Source organism: Sulfolobus sp. A20 (genome assembly GCF_001719125.1).
Classification (GTDB): Archaea; Thermoproteota; Thermoprotei_A; order Sulfolobales; family Sulfolobaceae; genus Saccharolobus.
On record NZ_CP017006.1, the window covers coordinates 2564011 to 2586285 of the forward strand.

Below are 22275 nucleotides of genomic sequence, written 5' to 3' on the forward strand. Positions count from 1 at the left end.
ACGTGTTTATTGGGAAACTCGTGACAACGTTTAGTCATTGACGCATATTCGTGCCTTAAGTTAGAAATTGTCTTATTATAAGGATATCACTACTCCCATCACCGAAAATTATCTTAGGTACGTCACTTCGCGTAATATCTACTTTCACTCTTACTTGCCCTCTCGCTGTATAGCCTTGTACCTTAAATCTATAAAGTCCATCTCTTTAAGGGCTTCGTCCGCATTATATATCTCATAACTACCGTCACTTTTCAGTAATAAATAATAGACCATATCACTCTTTTCCTCATATACTGCCACATTTCCAATATAATATTCAATATCCATGCTTTGAGTAGTTATTATAAACTTAGACTCCAAGCCTAAAAGTATCTTTACCACTTTCTTCAATAACTCTGGGTGCATTGCAAATGCCTCCATGTCGTCAATCATGACTAAATCGTAAGGCTTTGTAAAATAGTTTAAAAGGAAGTAAATTAATGACCTATAACCTTGTCCAAGATCGTCTAATCTGATGTCAGACAAGTCCTCAAAAAGTACTCTAAGGACCTTCTTCTTTTCTTGCCCCTCCACTGTTAAGTAGATGTAGTGAATCCTTCTGTCAATGTTGTCTTTAACCCTCTTAGAAATCTCTTTTAACTGCTCAACACTAATGTTTATTTTTTCTATATCCTCGGACATTCTAGGCAAGATAAGCTGAAAGTCCATGTTACTTAATAGAGTTCTCCCTCTCCTCAACGCATACTTCCAGTTTATAAAAACCTCAATTATCGTATCTTGCCTTATTAACTTTTCAACTTCTTGTGGGGACGTGTTCCTATATTCGGCTATTTTATTTATATGATTATTAGAAGAAAGGAAATCTAAAGCTTCTAATATAGTAGTCTTTCCAACGTTATTATCTCCTAGTATTACTAACACTTTAAACTTAGGTAGTTTGATGTCTATCTTCTTATCAAACTTCTTAAAATTTAGTATCCTTATCCCCTCTCCTAGATCTTCCAGTCTTTCGGGTAAAGATAACAGATAGTCAACGTTAACGTACCTTGAATCATAAACCCTCACGAAGGCACCACCACTATTTCCTATCATACTTATCCATGTCGAGTAGTAAATTTCATCCCCTTCCATATGGTAGCTTATTGGAATAAGTTGTTGTAAGGCAATCATAGGTCTAAATGACTCAACTGGTTGGTATCCTAATAGTTCCCCTACGATACTATTTTCAACACTCCTAAATACGGGCTTATCGTTAAGGTACCCAACATGTCCAAATATGTCCCCAGTCCCCATACTGGCAACTTTAGACCCACGTTTCTCGATGTAGAAAAATGGTACGTCTCCTGCCCATATCACCCTTCCTCCCCTATTCATGTACTCAAATATGGGAGTCCTCTCTATTGGACTCTCAGGATAATTGAAGATCGTGAAAGGGATGACGTCCGTGCCGAAAATTAAGTAAGAGCCCTTACCGTGCTTATTTATCCATTCGAGAACTGACTGGTAATTTAGCCTTATAACTTCACCCTTGACCTTATCACAAATGTTAATCCAGCTGTAAATGTTGCCACAGTAGATTGCTTTCTCCATAATAGTATAATTATCTTTTCAGCATATTAATATATTATTATCGTGCACGGAATTAATAAGGGCGAGGCTTGTCGTTTCTTTTTATCATTGTCGTGGACGAATATTGCGTTAAGCGGGTTTAATAACGTTATATGACAAATTAAAAATATCAATTAACCTACTTATGCACTTTTCTAAAAATCATGTTAAGGTTACAATATTTGCACATACTTTAATTCACGAGAAGATCAAATAATTGGGAGACAAAAAATTGTACAGTATTTAAGAAGTGTTATACCCTTTTACTTTTCTCTCTCGACTTTATGAACTCATACATCCTTCTTTTAGCCTCTTCACTTAGTGATAATAATGTTAACTCTTTCACAGCTTTCTCGACCTCGTCTCTTTTACTCCTCATCAACCATCTTTTCATCGTCAGTATGGATGTAGGACTTACCCTATTTAGCATTTCCATTACTTTGTTCAATCCTTCATCTAAGTTTTCAACAACGTAATCGACCAAGCCAATGTTTTTAGCTTCTTGGGAATCTATTTCCTCTCCTGTTAATACCAACCTATTTATGACTCTGCCTAAAGCGTTATAACCTACACTGATAGCCATTGGAGGGATTAAGCCTAATCTACCTTCCGGGATTGAAAACTTAGCTTCCTTTAACGCTATTGTAATATCGCAAAAGAGTAAGATTTCACAGCCTCCTCCATAGGCTAAACCATTAACGAGGCATATTAAAGGTTTAGTGAGGGTGATTAGTGAATCTATAGCCTGGAATAGAGAGTTGAAGAAGTCTACCGCTTCCTCATAAGTCTTCAACTCATACATGGCATGAATGTCATCTCCCGCACTGAAAGCCCTACCTTTGCCAGTCAAGATTACAGCTTTGACTTCCTCATCTTTATCAGCGTTCCTCAAGTGTTGAGATAATAAAATCCAGCTTTCCTTATCTAAAGCGTTAATTTTCTCTTGTCTATTGAAAATTATCCAAGCCACTTCTCCCCTCTTCTCATAAATCACTTTCATGATAATAATAACTTTTTTATAACTATTTAACTCTGCTACGGACTAATGGAAAGGGATTAATTAACGATGAAATCTTTTTAGAGAGAAAATTATATCCTAAAATATAGTCTATAAATATAAGGTGATATATATTGAAAATAGAGTATATTCATAATTCTTTATCTTAAAAACTTTTTAAGACACAGAAACTCATCTTTCTTTAATGACTAGGCTTGTTCTCGTTTTATCATAATGATTAAAAGGATACAACAGCGTACGATTGCGAGAGAATCTCAACCGCTTATTTAATATTCAATACTCACCCTTCTTTATCTAAACTTTGTTAATACTTTTCTTAAAAAATGATGATAGATTTCAATACTTTTAATCTAAAATTAATTCTTCGAAAGGAATTCATCTTCTATAATTTTGCCAATTCTAATCATTTCTTCATATTTACCTAAGTTTTTATATTGTAGGAACTCTTCCTTGAAGGGTATTTCGAAGATAGGACAACTGTTTTTAATTAACTGTCTTATTTCTTCTGATTTCGCTTCCAATTCTTCCTTTATATTACCAACCTCTGGTATCATATTTATCACGAAGGCTATCGGCTTTATGTTTAATTCCTTTACTACATTATTAAAGAACTTGCCGGTAATGATTACATCGTCGTAAATAGGATCAGTTACAGCAACGGCTCCTATTACGTAATTGGGAAATCTTTGTTTAAACTCCCTAATCTCATCTGTGATTACGGGTTCATCGACTAGACTTCCAAATACTCCATAGTCAGCAATTATTACATCATATCCTCTGGAGAGGACTTTAGTGTAGTGAAGAGCTGCTTTGCTCGCATTTTGATTATGTAAAATCTTATCCTCTATTGGATCTCCAAACATTTTGAAAACGTCTAGACTTTCATTAACCTTATATAGATATTCCTCTTCTCCTAAATCCTTTGAAATAGCTTTATAAAATCCAACACCTTTAAAACCTAATATAAGTGAACCTAAGGACATAAGGTCCATGTCCAAGAATAAGACCTTATACTTTCGAGAGAGATAAAAAGCTGTATTTAAGGCTAAAGTAGTTTTACCTACGCCTCCTTTAGTTCCTATAAACTTGACCCTTACTTTCATGACAAATATATCCCATAAATTGAGTTTTAAAAGTTTCTATTATCGTGATGATCTTAGTACAGAAATATTTCGATCATTAAGATATGGATAGTGTGATTCGAAATTTGTGTGTGGACAACAATTTGGTTGATATGAATTGAATTTTGTCTATTGTGGAAAAGTATTTTGGTAAGGCAACTCATCTATTGGGACGAGAATGGGTTTGATCTCCTAACAATCACCTAACTCAACCAATGACGAGATGGCTAAAAATATTCTTCAATACGATTTACTCGAAATCTATTGACATAAGTTAGAATATGTGGATGAAATTGTTGTCCACACACTAAACTATAATGGAAATTAACTTAAAGTGCAGTAAAGAAATTTTAGTTTTATGATGGCAGTATAAATTAAGTTCAAGAAGTTAATTCGAATACAAAAGAGTTCTAACTAATAATTAGCATCAAGAACAAGGAGCTCAAGAAACTAATTTGAATACAAAAGAGTTATTTAGCTTCTCTCATAATATAATATATATGCCGATTATCGTGAGAAAAACACATAACGATAACGGAAAAAAGATATACATTAGAGTTGGGGAGAGTCCTCCCATTGTAAAGGATGGGAAAATTAAAGACGGTGCATTCTTCATAATTGTAGGAGACAGTGAGGGAGAGAAAAGCATAAGACTCACAGATCAAGAAGCATTAGATATAGCTCAGAGAATAATAATAATGTATCACTCTCATGTAAGGGTTTATAGAAAATTGGATAGAAAGGTGTATGAAGAATATAAAGAAATGAAAAACAAGGATGCGAGAGATTTAGAACTGGAGAACGAAATTTTGAAATTTCTTTTGAAGTCTGGTGGAGAGTCAACTGTAGAGGAGGTAAGAAATATGTTAGGGATAAGATATGCCGACTATCTTAACCAGATGGAAATGCAAGGTCTTGTGGAGATAATTGGTAATAGGGTAATTGTAAAGAGAGAGAAAAGCACTAAACAAGACTCTCCTTAAGATGACTTTTTCATAAAGATAACTACTAATTATCTTATTCCCTTTTGTCCTCATTTAGCTATGAATCTAATGCGCTAATAGATCTCCTCCCCTAGAGGGTTCCCCTCATCGATTTAGGAGAAAGCCGTGGTAAGCAGTTTCACTGAAAGATCATGAGAGTCCAATAGAGAGGACTCCCATATTTGAGTACATGAATAGGGGAGGAAGGGTAATATGGGCAGGAGACGTACCATTTTTCTATATCGAGAAACATGGGTCTAAAGTTGCCGGTATGGGGACTGGGGACATATTTGGGGGTGTTGGGTACCTTAACGATAAGTCCGTATTTAGGAGTGTTGAAAATAGTATCGTAGGGGAACTATTAGGATACCAACCAGTTGAGTCATTTAGACCTATAATTGCCTTACAACAACTTATTCCGATAAGCTACCATGTGGAAAGGGATGAAATTTACTACTCGTCATGGATAAAATAGATGATATAAAAAAATTTTTATATTTATTTTGAAATTATTAATAGGTAAATATGAGCTGGAAACCAGGTGAGGAATGGAATAGAGCATTAAAGATGGCTTTCGTATCTTTCTCCGTAGGTATGTTCTTGGAATCCTTCATCTTTGGGTTAGAGTCTATTGCGACAAGTTGGTATACTGTGCCAAAAATACTAGAGAGTTTATTACTAGCTTGGGCTCCGCTATGGCTTATAATTGGTATAGCCTTTGCCGGTCCAATAGCTGATAGAATTGGTAGAAAAACCACGTTATGGATCACATTAGCAATATACGTTATTGGAGGAATAGGATTAATCTTCTCGTTTAACTACGCTCTAGTACTAGTATTTACTGCTATAATGCTATTTAGTGCTGGAGGTGAGATGAACACTATTATGGCTGCTACGCATGAGATCATGCCTCAAAGAAACAGAAGCAAAATTATGTTTTTGGAAATAAACTTTATAAACCTAGGAGGAGCTGTACTAGGTGGTCTAGGTTTATTAACTCAGTTCTCCTCTATTTTCTTTCAAAGGTTAGTCCTAGGTGTAGTGATTATAATAGCAGCTGTAGTACTCTTCATTACTAGACTAGAATTGCCTGAATCAATTAGGTGGTTAAGTGCTAAGCGTAAAATGACTAATGGAGGTAGTGTAGTAAAACAGAAACTAGATAAGGATACAGCGTTTAAGCTATTTGTGACAACAGCAATTGCTTTTGCCAATTCTGCTGGATTTGGTTTAATAACTTATGTGTTAGGACCTTACTTCTTCTCAAATTTAACCGGTACTATAATATTTGTAGCTGATATAACGGAGTTCGTGGTGGGCTTAGTAATTTCCTTCTTAGCAGATTCCTTTAGTAGAAAGGGATTATTATTGTGGTCAAATCTCGGAATTGTGATATTTACATTTTTAACTTATTATTTCATCCCCGCTTGGAAGTCAGACTTAATAATATTCTGGGCTCTGCTAGTTGCCATAAATGCGTTCACGTCTGTACAGTATTTAACAGAAGATACATTCAAAGCTGAGTTATGGTCCACCATCAGAAGAGGAACTTATACGGCTATTGCTAGGGTAGTTTCAATAGGTCTCTACATACCAACCATATTTCTCACTCTATCCTTCTCCTTATCTCAATACGTTCTATTTAATTTAGGAATATGGAGTATAGGATTATTTGCTGCAATCTTGTGGTATATTTTTGGATTTGAGACGGGAAAGGGAATGAGCATAGATGAAATAGAGAAAAAGAAGGTATTTGAAGATTAAAGGTTTTTAATCCTTTTTCTTCAAAATATTTCTCGTGATACTAACATCTGATTACGCTACCTTTCACTCTTTACCCTCCTTACCTTTAAGATTAATTCCCAACTTGCTTAGGAAAAATAAGTATCCTCCCTACGGGTTAAGAAAAATAGAAAGTCTAACCAATTCTAGAATCGTTCCACCTAATTCCTTACGCGTTAAGAATGGGGAAATAATAGGAATTTACGTAAATGACCCTTTAGGAATGAGTGAAGTGACGAGAGGACTTACTGAAGTGTTTGGAGAACCACCTTACTTTGTCGAATCCTTCAAAGAGTTAGGGGATAGGATAATGAGATTGAAGAGAAAACTCGAGCTTAAAGTTATTGTTGGAGGTCCGGGTAGTTGGGAATTAACTATAGACGTCCCGGATTGGATAGATACAGTATTAGTTGGAGAAGCGGAAATAACTCTTCCTAGGCTATTAAAAGAGAGAGACTTTCCTAAGGTAGTTTATGGTGAAGAGAGTGACAAATTCTTCCCTATAAGAGGCCCTTCAGCATTAGCTGAAGTGGAGATTAGTAGAAAGGAAAGGAAGATCCCACTTGAGGTGTTTAAGAAAGAGATGGAAATACAGTCTAAGTATCATGGAAAAGTTAACTTAATATCAAAGGATCTTTTCTCTTATAAACCAGAAGAAGAACTTTTCTCTTTGCTTAAATTGGCTTCGAGTTACGGAAAAGTATACTTCTCACAGATTACTGTAGAGTCAGTGCCCGAGGTAAGATTAGAGAGAGTTAGGGAGATCTTAGGACTTAATGAAAATAATTGGAGATCCCCAGTCTTATCTACTAGGAAGGAAGCGTGTTCGTTAAAAGGGATTGATGAGGACGTCATGAAAGAGTTAAATAATAACTTCATTTACCCCGTAGTCTATGTAGAGGATGAAATGGTAGATGAGTTAAGTAAGTATAAGAGCATAATAATTCCGCTACCGAAAAGTAAGGCTTACTACAATGCCTTATACGAGAGTTGGATTCACAACAGTAAAGACGTTATGAGGATTAATGGAAGTTTGAGTAGGATTGTTGAGTACGTTTTATATAAGAATAAGGAGACTAAGGGGGAGTACTTAAAAAGACTAAGGTTAAGAGGGATCAACATTTTTAACCTATTCGTAATCGCACTATCGTCACTTATATTCTTTAAAGGATAATCTGACCTCCTCCCCGCCCCTAAAGGTTCCCTTAAGGTGGTTCACAAGTTTACCGCCTTCACCACTTCATAGCTAGTGGGCTTTGACACCCGCTCCGTTCATCCAGTGGTAGACCAACGGCTTGGTCTTCAGCCACTTTACCCCTATCCCTTTGGTAGAGTCCCCACTCCATCCTCCTAGGGACTTGGGGATATGTACTGAGGAGGAAGGACACGTTTTACTTTTTGCTTCCCTCCTCCCAAAAACCTAATTCACTTAAAAACTTTAAACCCCGGGAGAAAAGCTTGTCCTTCCTTTGTCAACAATATTCACTTCTTAGCTTGAAGCGATCTCGAAATCGCTAACAATTGCATTTCATTCGTACCTTCTGCAATCTCCATTATCTTAGAGTCCCTATAGAGTCTTTCAACCTTTGAACCCCTATTCAATCCATGTCCTCCGAATATGTGAAGAGCGGTTCTAGTTACTTCAGCTGCCGTAACTGCTGAGAAGTATTTAGCCATAGATGCTTCAGTTAAAGCTTCAATACCCCTATCTAACAAGTTAGCTGCTCTCCACGTTAAAAGTCTTGACGCCTCTACTTTGACTTGAGCATCAGCTAGATTGAACGCTATCCATTCTTGTTCAATTAGTGCCTTTCCAAATTGTTTTCTCTGTGTTGCTCTATTTATTGCCTCATCTAGAGCACCCCTAGCTATTCCAACTGCAATTCCAGCATAACCGTTTCTACTTATCATTAATGCCTTTATAGCCCCTCTAAACGCATCTCCTTCCCTACCTATTATACTATCCTTACTGACCCTAGCGTTATTGAACTTTACGTAACTTACACCTGCCCCTCTTATGCCCATTAAGTCTAGTTTTCTAACCTCTATCCCCGGGGTTTTGGAATCAACTAGAAGTAAGGAAATTCCTTGTCTATCCCCCGGGTTTCCGCTCGTCCTAGCTAAGACCACCATTTTAGTCGAGAACGTAGCTGCGCTGGTAAATATTTTCTCTCCGCTAATTACCAGTTCATTACCATCCGTTTTAGCAGTAGTTTGCAATGCTCCTAGGTCTGATCCAGCACCGGGTTCTGTCAAGGCTACAGCATAGATTTCCTCTCCTTTCACACCTCTCTCTATCCAGTCCTTAGCTGAATCCCCACCTATCGACATTAAAAGTTGAATAGCGTTGAGCTGTGTGTGCAAGCTATGTGAGGCTCCTCCACTTTCACTTCCCAACTCTTCAGTGGCTATAGCAAAAGCGATTTCCCCTAGACCTAAACCATTGTATTGTCTAGGTACTTTCATTCCTAATAATTCTAATCTAGCGAAGTCACGCACTATTTTATCTCCTCCATCATTAGTTTCATCCATTTGTTTAGCGAATTCCTTAACTTCTTTTTGTACGTAATCCTTAACCCTATACCAATACTCCTCTACTTCTTTAGGTAACTGAAACATGATGACCAATATATAAAGAGTATAAGTAGTAATAAACTTTACGTTATTCATTATTAAGATTTAATTTTTGCAAAAAACCTTAAGACCTCATGCTAAGAATTTTTAAAATGTTTTTATGTTTTTTCAACATATTTTTATGTTTCCACCCTTACTGATTGGAAAAATTAGAAGATATATTTCGGTTATAATAATTTATTTTTAAGACCAATCTCATGAGGTTAGGAGAAAGCCTGGTTCATTAATTGTCCTCAGGCTGACCTCCTTACGTCCTAAAGGGTTTTGCTAAGGTCTAAAGCGTTACTCCCCTTTGTTACTTTATTCAACGTTAGAGGAAGGAAAGGAGCTTCTTTAGCATAATTACAATCCTCTTTATTCCCATTTTCATTATGTTTTCCATTAACGTCACTATGAAGCTTATGACCTAAAGGGCAGTTAATGACTATCTTAGGCTTCCTCTCAATCTTAACGCCATGAAAAGCACAGAGCTTTGAAGTATTATACTCGACAACTAGAAACACCTTTATACCGTATTCATAGAGCTTATATAGATCAATTAGCTGTGTGTGGATAACAATTTGGTTGATATAAATTGAATTTTCTTTATCACGAGAAGTATTTTTAGGGCGAGAACAGGTTTGATTTCCCAAATTATCCTTTTAAGCCTAGGTTTCACTCCTTGGACGAGATTGCATTAGCATCTTACTTGCTAGGTGAAGGACTTCATTGCCTCACTTGCTCTTCACAAGTTGGCTAATGTTAATTATGAGCTTGATCTTATGGTGATCGTTTGCTCGTTAATGAGGGTTAATGGTGAGTTAGGCATTACGAGTCTGGGCTAATTCTTCATGTGGTTTCTTTAAGCTTGAGAATTTGAGGGATAGAGTTACACGATAAGGCATTCTCTTGGTCAAAACTTTTGGCAAGCTTAGTAAGTTTTCAGAAGCTTAAGTAAACATGGACTTTCTATGGAACTCAACATGGAACACAATAACGAGATAGTTAAAAATATTCTTCAACATAAATTTACTCGAAATCTATTGACATAAGTTGGAATATGGATGAAATTGTTGTCCACACACGAAAAGGTTGGGGAAAAGAAGTTAAAAAACCTTTACCCTGCCTTAAAAGGCGAGTTTGCCGTTCTTTTCATCATTTCTAGTATAACGGAGTAACAAAGGGGAGTAACACCTTAGACCTCACCATAACCCTTCCCCTTTAGGCAGGGAGAAGGTGTAATAAACAGTTTTTAAATAAGACAAAAACATTTATTTAGACCAGACTTATATTTATACGTCATGTCAATAAGCAGGGTTCCAAGGATCGTTAACATAACCTCTAGAGTTCTAAAAATTTTAGGCATATTAGAGACGTTGTTCTTTGGCATATTTATTTTTGCTTATATTGCTCTAACTATAAATAGTAAAATTTATCCCATAATTCCCATATACGTGTTAATGCTCTCCTTCTTCTTGGCTATAGCCTCATTTGTATCTGGTAGTCCCAAGTCATTTGGTTATGCAATCTTCTTAAGCTTATTCTTTGGATCACCTTTTCTAGGAGAGATTCCAAGCATAGCAGGATTGAGTACTAGCCAGGCGGATCTATTTGTAATATTCTTCTTATATTGTTTATTTTTCCCTTTAATTATGATAAGGTTTGGAGGGAAAAAAGCGTTCATTGGAGCACTTATCGCAACACTATTGATAGCTTTACCAGCCTTTACCTACTCATTAACCCTAATACCCTCAGCCTTTAATGTAAACAATTTACCTATTGTGATTTTCCTTAATTATCCTAATCGTGAGGTAGATAACATTGGTTTGTACGTAAGTTTCATGCTTATTCTAGGAACTATATTAATAAGCTTCAGAAGAGGTTATAAGACTGGGAGGGCCTTATTTGACATTTTTTTACCATCATTCTTGATCTCTCTCTTCGCCCTTTCTTTTTCATTAATATACGTGAATAATTCCATTTCATATTCAATTATTCTCCTAATTTTAGCATTACTCACCATTATAACAGTGTTCAGAAGGGGTATAAAAGGAGTACCTCTTAACTTGATTTCATCAATACCTTCATTTATATTTTCAACTCTTCTGGCTTATGCGGGATATAAGCCATTTCTTTACTTAATAACACATCACCCCTCATTAAGCCTCTTACCTTTACCAGTTTACTTTTCCCCCATACCCTTAGCTTTTCTTTCCCTAGTAGGATTGAATTCCCCTCGTGTAGCTGATCCCTCTACTTTAATCGATAAACTGTTTAACGCTCTACGTCAAAGGGATTACAATAGCGCTAGACATTACATATCTCTCCTAAGGACATACAATTTTAATCAAAATGACATCTTTTGCAGGGTATTATCGAAAAGAGACTGTAATTCAATCTTATGGATGATGGAGAACTATGACTTAAAGTACGATTATTGCGGTAGGTTACTCACTAATTCAGTTGATTGTATCATATCTAAGAATACATTACCTTCCTCAACTGATGAGATATTAGATGCATTAGAGAAGATTGATCTGGAGTCAGCTGAGAAACTAGCTGGATTTATTCTCTCTAAAGGAACAAGGGACATTAGGGCAGAAAAGGCTAAGAAGGTTATAAGTAAATTAATAACTCAACAACAAACTCCTACTACTATAAATGAAAAAGCACCTCCCTTGGATCAATGGGATCCTAACCTATGGAAGAATAGGGAAATTTACGGTTATTTGGTAGAAGGAGTGTTGGGGACTGGAGGAACTTCTTATGTCTTGTTAGCTTCTAGAGGCAATGAGAAGTATGCCATAAAAATCCCAAAGTTGTCTTCTGCACAAAAGGAAGCAACTAGGCAGAGCTTCACTACCTTTGCTGACCTATCCAAGGAATCATCTAATTTACAGAGGATGTCAGAGTCAAATAGCAACATTGTTAGAATCTATGGAATGTTTATAGATGTAAATATAATAAAGAGCATAAGCTTAGGTGATACGATATACTATCTTAAGAACCCTCCAGCAATAGTTATGGAATTGATGGAAGGAGGGACCTTAAACGATTTGATAAAGAGAGGAGAAATAGTGAACTCAAAATATTGGAAGGAGATAGTTAAGGAAGTCTTCATAAGAATTGGTTACGCATTAAGCTATATTCACAAGGAAGGTTACGTACATTTAGACATTAAACCTCAAAACATATTCTTCGATAAGTTCCCCGGTAAATTAGGGGAAGAAGTACTTAATAACATAAGAAATGGGCATGTTAAAGTTAAGTTAGGAGATTTAGGTTCAGCAAAGAGGATAGGAGAGCGTTTCTTTGAGTACACTCCAGACTACTGTCCAATAGATCAAGTCAGGTCAATATTGATGGGTAGAGGTGCAAATCCCTCAATGGACGTTTACGCATTTGGAGCTTCAATATATAAAGCTTTAACGGGTAGTTCATACAATCCTATAGAGGTAATTAAATTAATGGATTCAGCGATTGATAGTTACTTAAGAGGAGAAGCGGGTTTTCTATCTTATTTGGATCAAGCTGAAGTAATATATAGGAACTACTACGGCAAACTCCCGCTAAGTATACCAGATGTGTATAAAAAAATAATAATAATGGCAACTAACCCTGAACCTAGCAAAAGACCAACGATTGATGAGATATTAAAGATGCTAGCATAACTTTTCTGACCTTTAAAAATTGTTATTTATTAAAAATAATTAATTATTTACTAATCCCATCTACTACAGAGATTTCCCTCTCTACTAGGCTCTTACCTCTAGGCTCTTCTAATATTAACGTTAACCCCGACCCCAGAATACCTAAAATTCCTAAAATTATCATTACTGGTAAAATTCCTAGGCTATTCAACAATATCGGGAATAGCAGAGTAGTAGTTATGACTCCCAATCTCCCTCCTATTACTGTAATTCCTTGTGTGAAACCTCTGACATTTGCCGGAAACAATTCAACTCCCCAATAGCCTATAATGTTCCCCGGTCCCAATGAGTTGAAAGCATTGCTTAAGCCAAACATAAGTAAATCGACCATAACATTTTTACTACCCACATAAGCGAAGATAAATAATGGCAATCCCATACCTAGAAACCCTATGCTCTGTAATACTCTCCTCCCTAGAATGCCATCGGATAAAAAAGCCCCTATAAAGTTGAACGGTAAGGAGAAGGCTGAAATCACAATCAAATTAAATATTATCCCATTTACTCCTAAGTAGTTCGCTATTACGTTTGGTCCGAAGAAGCCTTGAGAATACCCAATTACGTCGTAGAGATACCAACACGCAGCTGCTATAATTAGATACAATACCATTCTAGCTGTTAATCGCTTATACCCTTTAGGTATGGTTTTCACGGTTAAGCCGTATTTTTCCTTTAACGTTCTAGCATCACCTTTTACAAACGCTAAATAGTGAGGTGTCTCAGGCATTTTAGTCCTCTCATATAAAACAAAAATGGAAGGTATTGCACCAGATGCTAAAACTACCCTCCATACTAATGAAGAGGGTAGTATATTTATTATCAGTAGTGTTGCTAACGTCGATAGTAGAGCCCCAAACATCCACATGAACCCACCAGAGATTCCTAATAATTTGCCCCTATCCCTCCTATTCGAATACTCAGCCATTAATAATGGCGATAAAACGTAATCCGCGCCTATACCTATGCCGAGAATAAATCTAGCAATAGCCAGCTCTATTGGCGTACTAATAAAAGCTTGAAGTAAAGCACCAATAATCATTAGTAACGCGTCTATTCCGTAGAACTTAGTCCTACCTCTTCTAGCTAGATAACCGAAAAGTAAAGCTCCTACAATGTTTCCAGATATAATTGAAGCGAAGAGGACTATAGAGACCGACTCTAAATTCAGCCTTAAGTACGATAAGACCATTGATAGTACTAAAGCTCCAGCTGTTAGATCATATCCATCCGTTATTTGCCCTGCTCCTGCTAAAAACATTGCCTTAATGTGAAAAGAGTTTATACCTTTTTCTTCATAATCACCTAATGGATTATCCATATGCTTCATAACTTATAATAATAATTAAATTTTTCCTATATATTATATATTTACGAAAATAAACTATTTAGATTATAGAGGGAATTCTCGTTCTGACTTTCTCCTCACCCCAAAGGACAAGGCTTTCCTTAATTTCTAAAAACTTCTCATTAAAATGTTATGATTTTCTTTAGGAAGAAAGACTGTTTTAAAGAACTATATTCGAATAGTTGTACTATATATTCTATTTGTTTGTATATATGATATGTTCCAATATATATAATATATTGTAAAAATTTAAAGCCTAACGCTATACATTTTTAATCAGCATGATAATCCCAAATCTAGACAAAAGTCTTTTATCATTATCTGTAGAAATTAAAAATAACTTTGAAGATAAGACAACTGAAATGATAACAAGAAAGAAACTGATTTTTATTCTGGTAGATGGTTTAGGTTACGATTTAGCCAAGAGAGTACTCTCTAAACGGTTACCCGATTACGTAAATATAAATAAGATTCATTCCGTCTTTCCAACCATAACGATAACTGTCCTATCGACCCTATTCACAGCGACTCCACCTGGAGTTCACGGCATAATGGGGTGGAAGATATTCGATAAGAGGAGAGGTAGAATAATTGACCTATTGAAGGAGAAGTCGTACAAAATTAATTTAGAGAGTTATTTGCCAAAGGAATCAGTAATCTTAACGAGCTATGAGGAAAATGTACTAAGGTTCACTAAGATGGTAAGTGGAGAACGTATGATAATACCATACTATTCACCTTGGGACGCTTTTACTCAGGCTTACAATTTAGCCCAAAACGATTCTCCCTTCATCTTCTTGTATCTACCATACGTTGACATGGTAAGCCACCACTTAGGACCTTACTCTGAGCATACGATAAGGGTTGCAAGGGAGGTAATGGACTTGACCTTTAAGTTAGCCAACGACGTAAAGGAGAAATACGATGTAATAGTCACTGCAGACCATGGTCATGTCCCTGTAAAGGGTTATGTAAGGGTGAGCGAGGAAATACTCAAGATAGTAGACTTTCCTCCTTTTGGAGGAGCTAGAAACTTGATGTTCATTTCTAAGAGAAACCCTAAGGAGTGGTTAGAGGAGAATTACGATATGGCCATATTTGATAAGGAAAAGTTGAAGAATATTTGCGGGGGAGATAACGTGCCAGACTTCGCTGGAGTTCCGTTAAGCAATATGGTATACGATTATTGGGATGATGAAGAGGAGAAGACGTACTTAGGATCTCATGGAGGTCTATCAAAAGAGGAAATTGAAATACCTCTGATAGTAATAAGTAAGAAAGGATAGCCCCTCGTTAATTTCACCCTTATCAAGAATAGGCTTAGAAAATTAGGAAAGTCCTTATAAGGCTGTGATGATAAAAATTTTTAAAAGCCAATTCTATACGCTGATAGCAGGTTATCCAAATCTCTAAGCTATCTCACATTAGAGAATTGATGGTTTACCCTAGAAGTCAGAAAATGGGAATAAGATACACTCTTTAAGTTAGGTAAGATGAAAAGTAATTCTATACAAAATATGAATTTTTCTACATTTATGTACGACAATACAGATAAACTTTAATATATAGTGTAAGGGTACTTTATAACCTAGAGTGTTATGAAATACTTATTTCTGTTGTTGATTATTATATTCAGCTATATACCAATAATAACTATTTCATCATCTAGCACAACCATAAACTATGTTATAAACGCAACTGAAACAATCCCTTCGAATTATTATTTCTGTTATAGATTTTACGTGCCTAATACGTCTCCAAACGTAGCATTCGGGGTATATTATACAATTAGTAATACCAGCGTTATTACCGCAATATTAACCTCATCACAGTTTTTGGCTTTTAATCAGACTGGAAGTTTTTCAAAGGGTTATGTAACACTTCAAAATGGTACACTGAATTTTGACGGACTTCTCTTCACTCAAGGGACGTATTATCTAGTAGTCTACGCTTATCAGTCTAGTGCTAAAGTTCAGATTTTTTTAAATATTTCAAGTAACTTGCAAGAACAGAATAGCTCAACATTCGTAGGAGACTTCATCACAATTCCCCCTTATCAAAGTGAACTTATACGAATACATTACGAGACGATAGGCTCACCATTTAATTTGACAATTTTTGGAATATCGAACCAAACTGTCGTATATTCATTATATAATATTAATTCTAGCAATAGGCCGATACTGGTCTCACCCCCTACTACCGTAACTAACCTAGGCGTATCTCCGCTCACATATAATTACACACTAAGGGACTTATCTCCAGGAATTTACTACTTAACCATCGAAAATAATCACTCGACACCAGCACTAGTTTACTTTATGTATAAGGTATATCCTGAATATGTGAACCCATTCATTTACCCTATGCTTCGTAGCGGTGCTTATGCTCCCATGGGAATAGCTTCGTACGGTGTGATAAATCAGAGCGGTATCATCACCACATATACTGTTTTAACAAATAGTATTATAGGTTTTGGAAATATTACCTCTATATTAGCGTACAATACCTCAGCCCCTGAAGTGGGTGTATCTCCTTATGAAGCTAGCTTACAATTAAATGCTATGCTAGTAGTAGATTCTAATGGTTCGTTATATACTTATTGGCCCCAGAACGTACTAATATTTTTCACAAATCAGTCAGAAGTGGAACTTCACGACAACGTTCTGAACGTTACTGGAGATAACGCAACTCTAACTAATAATAGTATAACATCGCCTAACGGTTACGTTTATAATAATTATTATGGCAATTACCTTAATGCCCCAATTTTACCCTACCGCACTCCCTTTGCCTTTTACCTAATTCTGAACGAGTCAATTGTAGAGGGGCAGGGAGTACAAATTACAATGGCTATAGAGGTACTCCAGAACGGAAGTGTACTCAATAATCCAAGAGTCTATACCTTCGACACTATCTTAATTCACGATCCATTGGCTGAAGCTTCAGCCCTTGTAGTTTCTGGAAATGCCTATACGCCGGTAGGAGCACATAGCATTATAGGAAATTATTACGACGCTGAACTAGTCTTTGGAGGAGGAGGAAATGGAGAAATAACCACATTTAAGCAACTGTCGGCTGAACTAGGCTTATATTATTACAACGTAACAACTGGAAGTTACGTTCCGTTCCCCTCTTATTATAGTTTTGGTGCTGACACAGCTGAGGCTACTTATAATGTTCATGTGAATTATTTAGGAAATGGGTTAGTAACAGTGTCAACGGGTAAACTGGACTTAATGTATCTATCTACCCAAAGCAATTCATTTACAACAACCACTACTACAACAACACAGAGTACTTCTACGACTACTTCTACGACAACCACGACAACTACACAGAGTACTTCCTCTACTACGACCACGACAACTTCATCTACAACTGAAACCTCTGTTTCATCAAGTACAGAGAGTTCATCAATACATTCTATAATCAATTCTACTACATCAATAAATAGTACATCAACAAGTCCTCAAGCATCCTCGGAATTGGGTTTAGGTATTATTATTCTTCTCATAATAATCATAGTGGCAGCAATAGTGCTCCTGAGGAGAAGGCACTAAGCTTTTTACTCATAAATTAAAAAGAAAACTTTTTTAAGGTGGGGAAGAGGTCAGTAACTCACGTCAATTAAGTTTTATAAAGCTTTTTGAGAAGTTTAATTAAATGATAGTGAAAATAGGAAAGATTTCTAAGGATGAGGAGGAATATTATTTCGCTTACACTGGAAATAAGTGGAGGCAAGTGAAAGTCAAGGATAAGGTATGGCATTCCGTGAAGTCTATAAAATATTTAGAAGGGGAGTTAGATGAGCCTGAGGGGACTCTGATAAAGAGGATATTTAAAAGAGAAGGTAAGGTAGTTAGTATAACCTATCAAATCTATGATGGTGAGGAATTAAAAGATTTATCGTGTAAGCCTAAGCTTAACCTAGATAGTGGAGAGGTTATTAGTATATGTGAAGTAATAGTTAGAAATGAAAATGTTAGTGATAAAGTTTCCTTGACGATTTATAAATTAGATGATAAGTATTTCTTTGAGAGTAAAGAGGACATGATAAATTTCATAATCAATAAGAGAAAGAGGGAGGTTGAGGGTAAATTAGGCAATGAGTTGGTCAGATTGAGAGCTTCTATAAAGGTTGAGAGTAATAAAGCTTACCTCTTAAAATTCCAAAATAAGGAACTATGGGTTCCTAAAAGTATAGCTTATTTAAGGGAAAATAGTGAGGTAGAACTTCCTTATTGGTATGTTAAGAATAATGAGTTAGGAAAGGTTGAGGATATAGAGAGGAGGGTAAATGAGGAGATGAGAAGGTTCGAGAACGACTTAAATAGACTACTATTCGATTTATGAACAATTTAAATAGTTGTACCTCAGATAAACCCTCTTAAAGTAAAGACTTTACACAACAATTTTTTGAGGATTAGTGAGCTATCAAGATGGTTCAGCCTAATTTAAATCCTCGTTAAGTTCCCTCCTTTAGACCATTATAGAAGGATAATGTCTCTTCAATCCCTCTTTCCATTCCCAGTATGAAATCTTTGACAAAGGGTCTAATTGGCTTTCCTTTAAAACGTTCAATACACACAACGCCAGCAGGCAAAGGAACTAAAGGTGGATTACTTTTCTCCTTAACCCACTTAGTATAATCCTTCCAAGAATTAATTACACTATTATGTAGCCAAAATACTTTAATTCCTATCCTCAGTGGATAGAATCCAGTAGTTTCATCAGTGTATACATATTTTCTCAAAGCGTCTAACTCAACGTCAGTTATCACCCCAAAACTCAGTAACCCCAGCTCCTTTGCGAATACTAGAGAAATTAATATATTATCGTTTATATCACCTTCGCTATTGAAGTAAACTTGAACGTACTTATTAATCACACTAGTGTTGACACCCTTATACCTCACACTCCAGTACATATGCCCAATTTCTCCTTCAAAGGAATAAGTTAAATGATCTGCAATTTGTTTTAATCTGCCTGTAATATAACAAACTGAAAATTTATCGTCTACAATATAATTTAGAAAAACTTGCTTAGCTTCAAGGGAGAAAGAAAAGAGCTTAGAAAATCTATCCCTAGGAACTATCCACTTTGCCACATTTATATTCTTAAAGCAATCCTAATAAGTCTCCTCCTCGATAGTTAAACCCTCATACTTGTTAAGAGCATTATTTTGCTGACCCCTTTTCATTTTAACGGGTAAGGCTTCACCTATTTCTTAAAAGCTGATAGAAAGCCTTATTTATCTTTAAGACAAAAGAGAATCAGGGAGTGGCGGGTCAACTGCCACGCCCCCCTTCACGGGGGTTCTGCTCCCAAGCCGTTCATCATTCCCGCCAACCCCACCCGCCACTCCCCAATTCCTCTTCTATATATTCGAATACCTTTGTTATTATAGTATTACAATCGTCAATATTACAAAGTTAAGGAAGTGCTCATCATTTATGGCTAGAAGAGGTAAACTGTCAAGTTGTGGAGCTTTATTCACGTTGCCTTGCTTTTCTTAAGTTATTATAAGCTTAATACCATGAGGGTTATTTGCTCGCTAATGAGGATTCATGGTCAGCATTTTCATTATATGCGTTACGATTCTGGGCTAGTAGAATTCTTCATACCTTATGACTAGTCTCACATTTACGCAGTTTGTGGACAACAATTTGGTTGTTTTGATATAAATTGAATTTTCTTTATTGTGGAAAAGTATTTTTAGGGTTATTCATTGGGACTAGTAGATGAATCGGTTTGATTCCCTAACACTCACCTAACCCATTAAGAAACAAAATAACGAGATGGCTAAAAAATATTCTTCAATACAATTTACTCTAAATCTATTGGCATAAGTTGGAATAAAATTTTATGGGGGTGGATGAAATTGTTGTCCACACACGGAACTATCCACTCTGTCACATTTATATTCTTAAAGCAATCCTAATAAGTTTCCTCCTCGCTCGTGAAACCTTCCTAAAAACTTTTTAGTGCTTTATAACAAGTCTTGCCAATTTAATGAAGAGTATTCTCTTGCTAATTATAGAACAATTTTCCTCTGTCTTGTACCATATTTCAGATTAGAAGAAATCTAACCTCCTTCCCGCCAGAGAGGCTTTACATCACTTTGTAAATGCCAATAAACCGTGAAGAAGTTTAATAAGAATTATAGGTCTCTTCAATATTTTTCATTCTCGTTTAAGGACATTAACTAAGGCTTTTTTCATATTATTCATCATTTCCTCTAACGATATTTCCCATTTACCATCCTTAGAGAAGTGCTCATAAGGTAGAGATGCAGTAACTGTATACTCTCTAAACGGATTCAATGGATGAATGAAAACATCGTAAGTAAAGTCGTAATCATAAGATAACTTGTTTATAAAGGAGAGTATATCTAATAAAACGTGATTTTGACCTACCACTAATGCGTAAATCTTATCGTTATGTAAGTATGATATTCTCATTAGTGTGGGTATCCTAGTTAACTCCTTTGCTACTTCCTTTTTTACAGTGTTCATTATTAACGTTATTCTGTAGTCATATTTTCCTATATATACGTAAAATGCATCTATTAGGCTTTTTCCAATTACGTGATCATAATAGTGATTCTTCACCTCATCTACGCTTATACCTAATGCTTTTGCTATTTGCTCAAAAGTTAAGTTTACCCCCTCTTGCCTTTTTCCTATCATCACAACATCGTACCAGTCAGGTTTAAAATCATCCTCTAAATATCTCAAATAAATGGGCTCTCTAGGCTTGTCAAGTATGAAGTTATCATAAAACTTTAGCTCATTAAAATTAAACTTTTCATAATTTATAGAGTAAACTTCTCTCTCATACTCCATATAAACCTTGTAATCATTTATTAGTCCAGCCTCATCTCGCAAATAATCTAAGATCTGTATAAATGCCCACTTTCCACTAGGAAACAATATATCGAGTATTACCTTATTTGCAACTACTACATCTCTTAAGATACCAATTGGGAAACCATTTAGCAAATAGTAAAAATCTACTAAATTTAATTTCCTATTTAAATCAATTACTGTGTGGTAGAAGGTTAACCCAATTCTTTTAAAATTCGGTGATGGAGATACACGTACCTTTTTCTCTTCTAAAAAATTTATATAATCTTCAACATTTTTTACTCCACTTAACTCTTTGAGTAATTCAATGTTATCATAACCAAAATGTTCGATCAGATGAATGATGGCAGTAAGTTTACTATTGTCGATAATCATAGTATAAAAGAAGATAGGTATACTTAGTTAAAAAACTCTCGTATAAGATTTTGAAAAATATTTAATGAGCTCAACCTGTAGCTGGATCTGTTGATAGACCAGCGTGTACTATGTGTAGTGCTGCTAGAATTAATGGTAGAGATGCCGCTGTTACTATTATTGCTGTTCTTACAAATTGACTTGAAATTAGGACTTGTGTGTTTATTTTCATGGAGATCAATAGCCTAGATCCTTTAACACCCCTTAAACCTTTAAGTTAGACTAAAATAATGCTTTAATATGATAAAAAAATGGTATAAGGTTAACATGACATTGAACAAATTTTTATATAGAACCTTTAAACCTTAAATAATTTTCATCAGAGTACGGCTTATTTATTTGGTATTACGAAGTTGAATCAACACTTTAAAAGTACTTTCATAATATTCTTTTATGGAAAGTTTAAAAGTTTATTTTAGTCAAATTCTATATAATTCTCTACACATAGTATGTAATATCATTATAAACCATACTTATACAAAAATTTTTTAAAGAATACTTTCGGTCAACTCTCTCAAAACTTATTAGGTAGATTTTCCATATATTTATACATGGGAAGAACACAGCCATCGTTTACTAAAGTGATTGATGATGAGTTAAATAAGTTATCTAGACTCTCTAAGAGATTAAGTTACCCTTGCTTTGATGAAGTGATCTTAGAAGCCTCTAAGAGGATTAGATATTTCCAGAGCGCTTTATATGATGAAGTATCCGACCCACAAGAAATCGTTTTTCTAGCGATCATCTCAGTATTGGCTGAGAGAGTATGTAATAAGAGTGATGAAGTCTGATACGTTCACAAGACGGGGGTT

Annotated in this window: 18 protein-coding genes; 9 read left to right on the forward strand and 9 right to left on the reverse strand. The window is 35.6% G+C overall.

Annotation, left to right across the window (positions count from 1 at the left end; all coding sequences use genetic code 11):
* Positions 1–150 precede the first annotated feature (150 nt).
* The 3 genes from BFU36_RS13020 to BFU36_RS13030 form a co-directional block, all read right to left on the reverse strand.
* On the reverse strand, positions 151–1590 hold the full coding sequence (locus tag BFU36_RS13020; protein WP_069284421.1) for an ATP-dependent endonuclease: 1440 nt from the start codon (positions 1588–1590) through the stop codon (positions 151–153).
* Between the two features lie 271 nt (positions 1591–1861).
* A complete protein-coding gene (locus BFU36_RS13025; RefSeq protein WP_069284422.1) occupies positions 1862–2611 on the reverse strand; it encodes an enoyl-CoA hydratase/isomerase family protein in 750 nt (249 codons plus the stop codon).
* A 371-nt stretch (positions 2612–2982) separates the two neighbouring features.
* Positions 2983–3729, reverse strand: a complete 747-nt coding sequence (locus BFU36_RS13030) for an AAA family ATPase (RefSeq protein ID WP_069284423.1) — start codon at positions 3727–3729, stop codon at positions 2983–2985.
* Positions 3730–4247: 518 nt separating this feature from the next.
* Here BFU36_RS13030 and BFU36_RS13035 point away from each other — a divergent pair.
* The 4 genes from BFU36_RS13035 to BFU36_RS13050 all read left to right on the forward strand — a co-directional run bounded on the left by BFU36_RS13035 (position 4248) and on the right by BFU36_RS13050 (position 7686).
* A complete protein-coding gene (locus BFU36_RS13035) occupies positions 4248–4730 on the forward strand; it encodes a hypothetical protein (protein ID WP_069284424.1) in 483 nt (160 codons plus the stop codon).
* A 190-nt stretch (positions 4731–4920) separates the two neighbouring features.
* Positions 4921–5205 carry a hypothetical protein gene (locus BFU36_RS13040; RefSeq protein ID WP_069284425.1) on the forward strand — a complete coding sequence of 95 codons (285 nt, stop codon included), beginning with the start codon at positions 4921–4923 and terminating at the stop codon, positions 5203–5205.
* 50 nt (positions 5206–5255) lie between these two features.
* Positions 5256–6494, forward strand: a complete 1239-nt coding sequence (locus tag BFU36_RS13045; protein WP_069284426.1) for an MFS transporter — start codon at positions 5256–5258, stop codon at positions 6492–6494.
* A 34-nt stretch (positions 6495–6528) separates the two neighbouring features.
* Positions 6529–7686 carry a hypothetical protein gene (locus BFU36_RS13050; RefSeq protein WP_083216420.1) on the forward strand — a complete coding sequence of 386 codons (1158 nt, stop codon included), beginning with the start codon at positions 6529–6531 and terminating at the stop codon, positions 7684–7686.
* Positions 7687–7994: 308 nt separating this feature from the next.
* Here the strand turns inward: BFU36_RS13050 and BFU36_RS13055 are convergent, their stop codons facing one another.
* Positions 7995–9131: an acyl-CoA dehydrogenase family protein gene (locus BFU36_RS13055; protein WP_083216450.1), complete on the reverse strand. Its 1137-nt coding sequence runs from the start codon at positions 9129–9131 to the stop codon at positions 7995–7997.
* Positions 9132–9400: 269 nt separating this feature from the next.
* Positions 9401–9778 carry a zinc ribbon domain-containing protein gene (locus BFU36_RS14350; protein WP_083216421.1) on the reverse strand — a complete coding sequence of 126 codons (378 nt, stop codon included), beginning with the start codon at positions 9776–9778 and terminating at the stop codon, positions 9401–9403.
* A gap of 648 nt (positions 9779–10426) precedes the next feature.
* Here BFU36_RS14350 and BFU36_RS13065 point away from each other — a divergent pair.
* Entirely contained in the window at positions 10427–12796 is a 2370-nt protein-coding gene (locus BFU36_RS13065) for a serine/threonine-protein kinase (RefSeq protein WP_069284429.1), read from the forward strand.
* Between the two features lie 43 nt (positions 12797–12839).
* Here the strand turns inward: BFU36_RS13065 and BFU36_RS13070 are convergent, their stop codons facing one another.
* Positions 12840–14153, reverse strand: coding sequence for an MFS transporter (locus BFU36_RS13070; protein WP_083216422.1), 1314 nt, complete (start codon positions 14151–14153; stop codon positions 12840–12842).
* Positions 14154–14461: 308 nt separating this feature from the next.
* Here BFU36_RS13070 and BFU36_RS13075 point away from each other — a divergent pair, with 308 nt between their 5' ends.
* The 3 genes from BFU36_RS13075 to BFU36_RS13085 all read left to right on the forward strand — a co-directional run bounded on the left by BFU36_RS13075 (position 14462) and on the right by BFU36_RS13085 (position 18536).
* A complete protein-coding gene (locus BFU36_RS13075) occupies positions 14462–15466 on the forward strand; it encodes an alkaline phosphatase family protein (protein ID WP_069284431.1) in 1005 nt (334 codons plus the stop codon).
* 312 nt (positions 15467–15778) lie between these two features.
* Positions 15779–17743: a thermopsin family protease gene (locus BFU36_RS13080; RefSeq protein WP_083216423.1), complete on the forward strand. Its 1965-nt coding sequence runs from the start codon at positions 15779–15781 to the stop codon at positions 17741–17743.
* A gap of 103 nt (positions 17744–17846) precedes the next feature.
* Positions 17847–18536: a hypothetical protein gene (locus tag BFU36_RS13085; RefSeq protein WP_069284433.1), complete on the forward strand. Its 690-nt coding sequence runs from the start codon at positions 17847–17849 to the stop codon at positions 18534–18536.
* A 112-nt stretch (positions 18537–18648) separates the two neighbouring features.
* On the opposite strand, the gene BFU36_RS13090 is transcribed toward BFU36_RS13085, so the two are convergent.
* From BFU36_RS13090 to BFU36_RS14125, 3 genes are all read right to left on the reverse strand, one after another.
* Positions 18649–19290, reverse strand: coding sequence for a hypothetical protein (locus tag BFU36_RS13090; RefSeq protein WP_069284434.1), 642 nt, complete (start codon positions 19288–19290; stop codon positions 18649–18651).
* 1075 nt (positions 19291–20365) lie between these two features.
* The gene (locus BFU36_RS13095; protein ID WP_069284435.1) at positions 20366–21424 is read right to left on the reverse strand and encodes a hypothetical protein; all 1059 of its coding nucleotides are present in this window, start codon (positions 21422–21424) and stop codon (positions 20366–20368) included.
* Between the two features lie 70 nt (positions 21425–21494).
* Positions 21495–21635 (reverse strand): hypothetical protein, encoded by a 141-nt coding sequence (locus tag BFU36_RS14125; RefSeq protein WP_185957831.1) that lies wholly within the window; start codon positions 21633–21635, stop codon positions 21495–21497.
* Between the two features lie 379 nt (positions 21636–22014).
* On the opposite strand from BFU36_RS14125, the gene BFU36_RS13100 reads away from it, so the two are divergent.
* Positions 22015–22254, forward strand: a complete 240-nt coding sequence (locus BFU36_RS13100) for a DNA polymerase II (RefSeq protein WP_069284436.1) — start codon at positions 22015–22017, stop codon at positions 22252–22254.
* Positions 22255–22275 lie beyond the last annotated feature (21 nt).

Bases quoted from the DNA above. Each gene is read 5' to 3' on its own strand.
- BFU36_RS13055 (WP_083216450.1), bottom strand. From the start codon at position 9,131: ATGTTTCAGTTACCTAAAGAAGTAGAGGAGTATTGGTATAGGGTTAAG.
- BFU36_RS14125 (WP_185957831.1), bottom strand. From the start codon at position 21,635: ATGAAAATAAACACACAAGTCCTAATTTCAAGTCAATTTGTAAGAACA.
- BFU36_RS13045 (WP_069284426.1), top strand. From the start codon at position 5,256: ATGAGCTGGAAACCAGGTGAGGAATGGAATAGAGCATTAAAGATGGCT.
- BFU36_RS13075 (WP_069284431.1), top strand. From the start codon at position 14,462: ATGATAATCCCAAATCTAGACAAAAGTCTTTTATCATTATCTGTAGAA.
- BFU36_RS13035 (WP_069284424.1), top strand. From the start codon at position 4,248: ATGCCGATTATCGTGAGAAAAACACATAACGATAACGGAAAAAAGATA.
- BFU36_RS13080 (WP_083216423.1), top strand. From the start codon at position 15,779: ATGAAATACTTATTTCTGTTGTTGATTATTATATTCAGCTATATACCA.
- BFU36_RS13020 (WP_069284421.1), bottom strand. From the start codon at position 1,590: ATGGAGAAAGCAATCTACTGTGGCAACATTTACAGCTGGATTAACATT.
- BFU36_RS13100 (WP_069284436.1), top strand. From the start codon at position 22,015: ATGGGAAGAACACAGCCATCGTTTACTAAAGTGATTGATGATGAGTTA.
- BFU36_RS13085 (WP_069284433.1), top strand. From the start codon at position 17,847: ATGATAGTGAAAATAGGAAAGATTTCTAAGGATGAGGAGGAATATTAT.
- BFU36_RS13095 (WP_069284435.1), bottom strand. From the start codon at position 21,424: ATGATTATCGACAATAGTAAACTTACTGCCATCATTCATCTGATCGAA.
- BFU36_RS13065 (WP_069284429.1), top strand. From the start codon at position 10,427: ATGTCAATAAGCAGGGTTCCAAGGATCGTTAACATAACCTCTAGAGTT.
- BFU36_RS13040 (WP_069284425.1), top strand. From the start codon at position 4,921: ATGAATAGGGGAGGAAGGGTAATATGGGCAGGAGACGTACCATTTTTC.
- BFU36_RS13030 (WP_069284423.1), bottom strand. From the start codon at position 3,729: ATGAAAGTAAGGGTCAAGTTTATAGGAACTAAAGGAGGCGTAGGTAAA.
- BFU36_RS13070 (WP_083216422.1), bottom strand. From the start codon at position 14,153: ATGGATAATCCATTAGGTGATTATGAAGAAAAAGGTATAAACTCTTTT.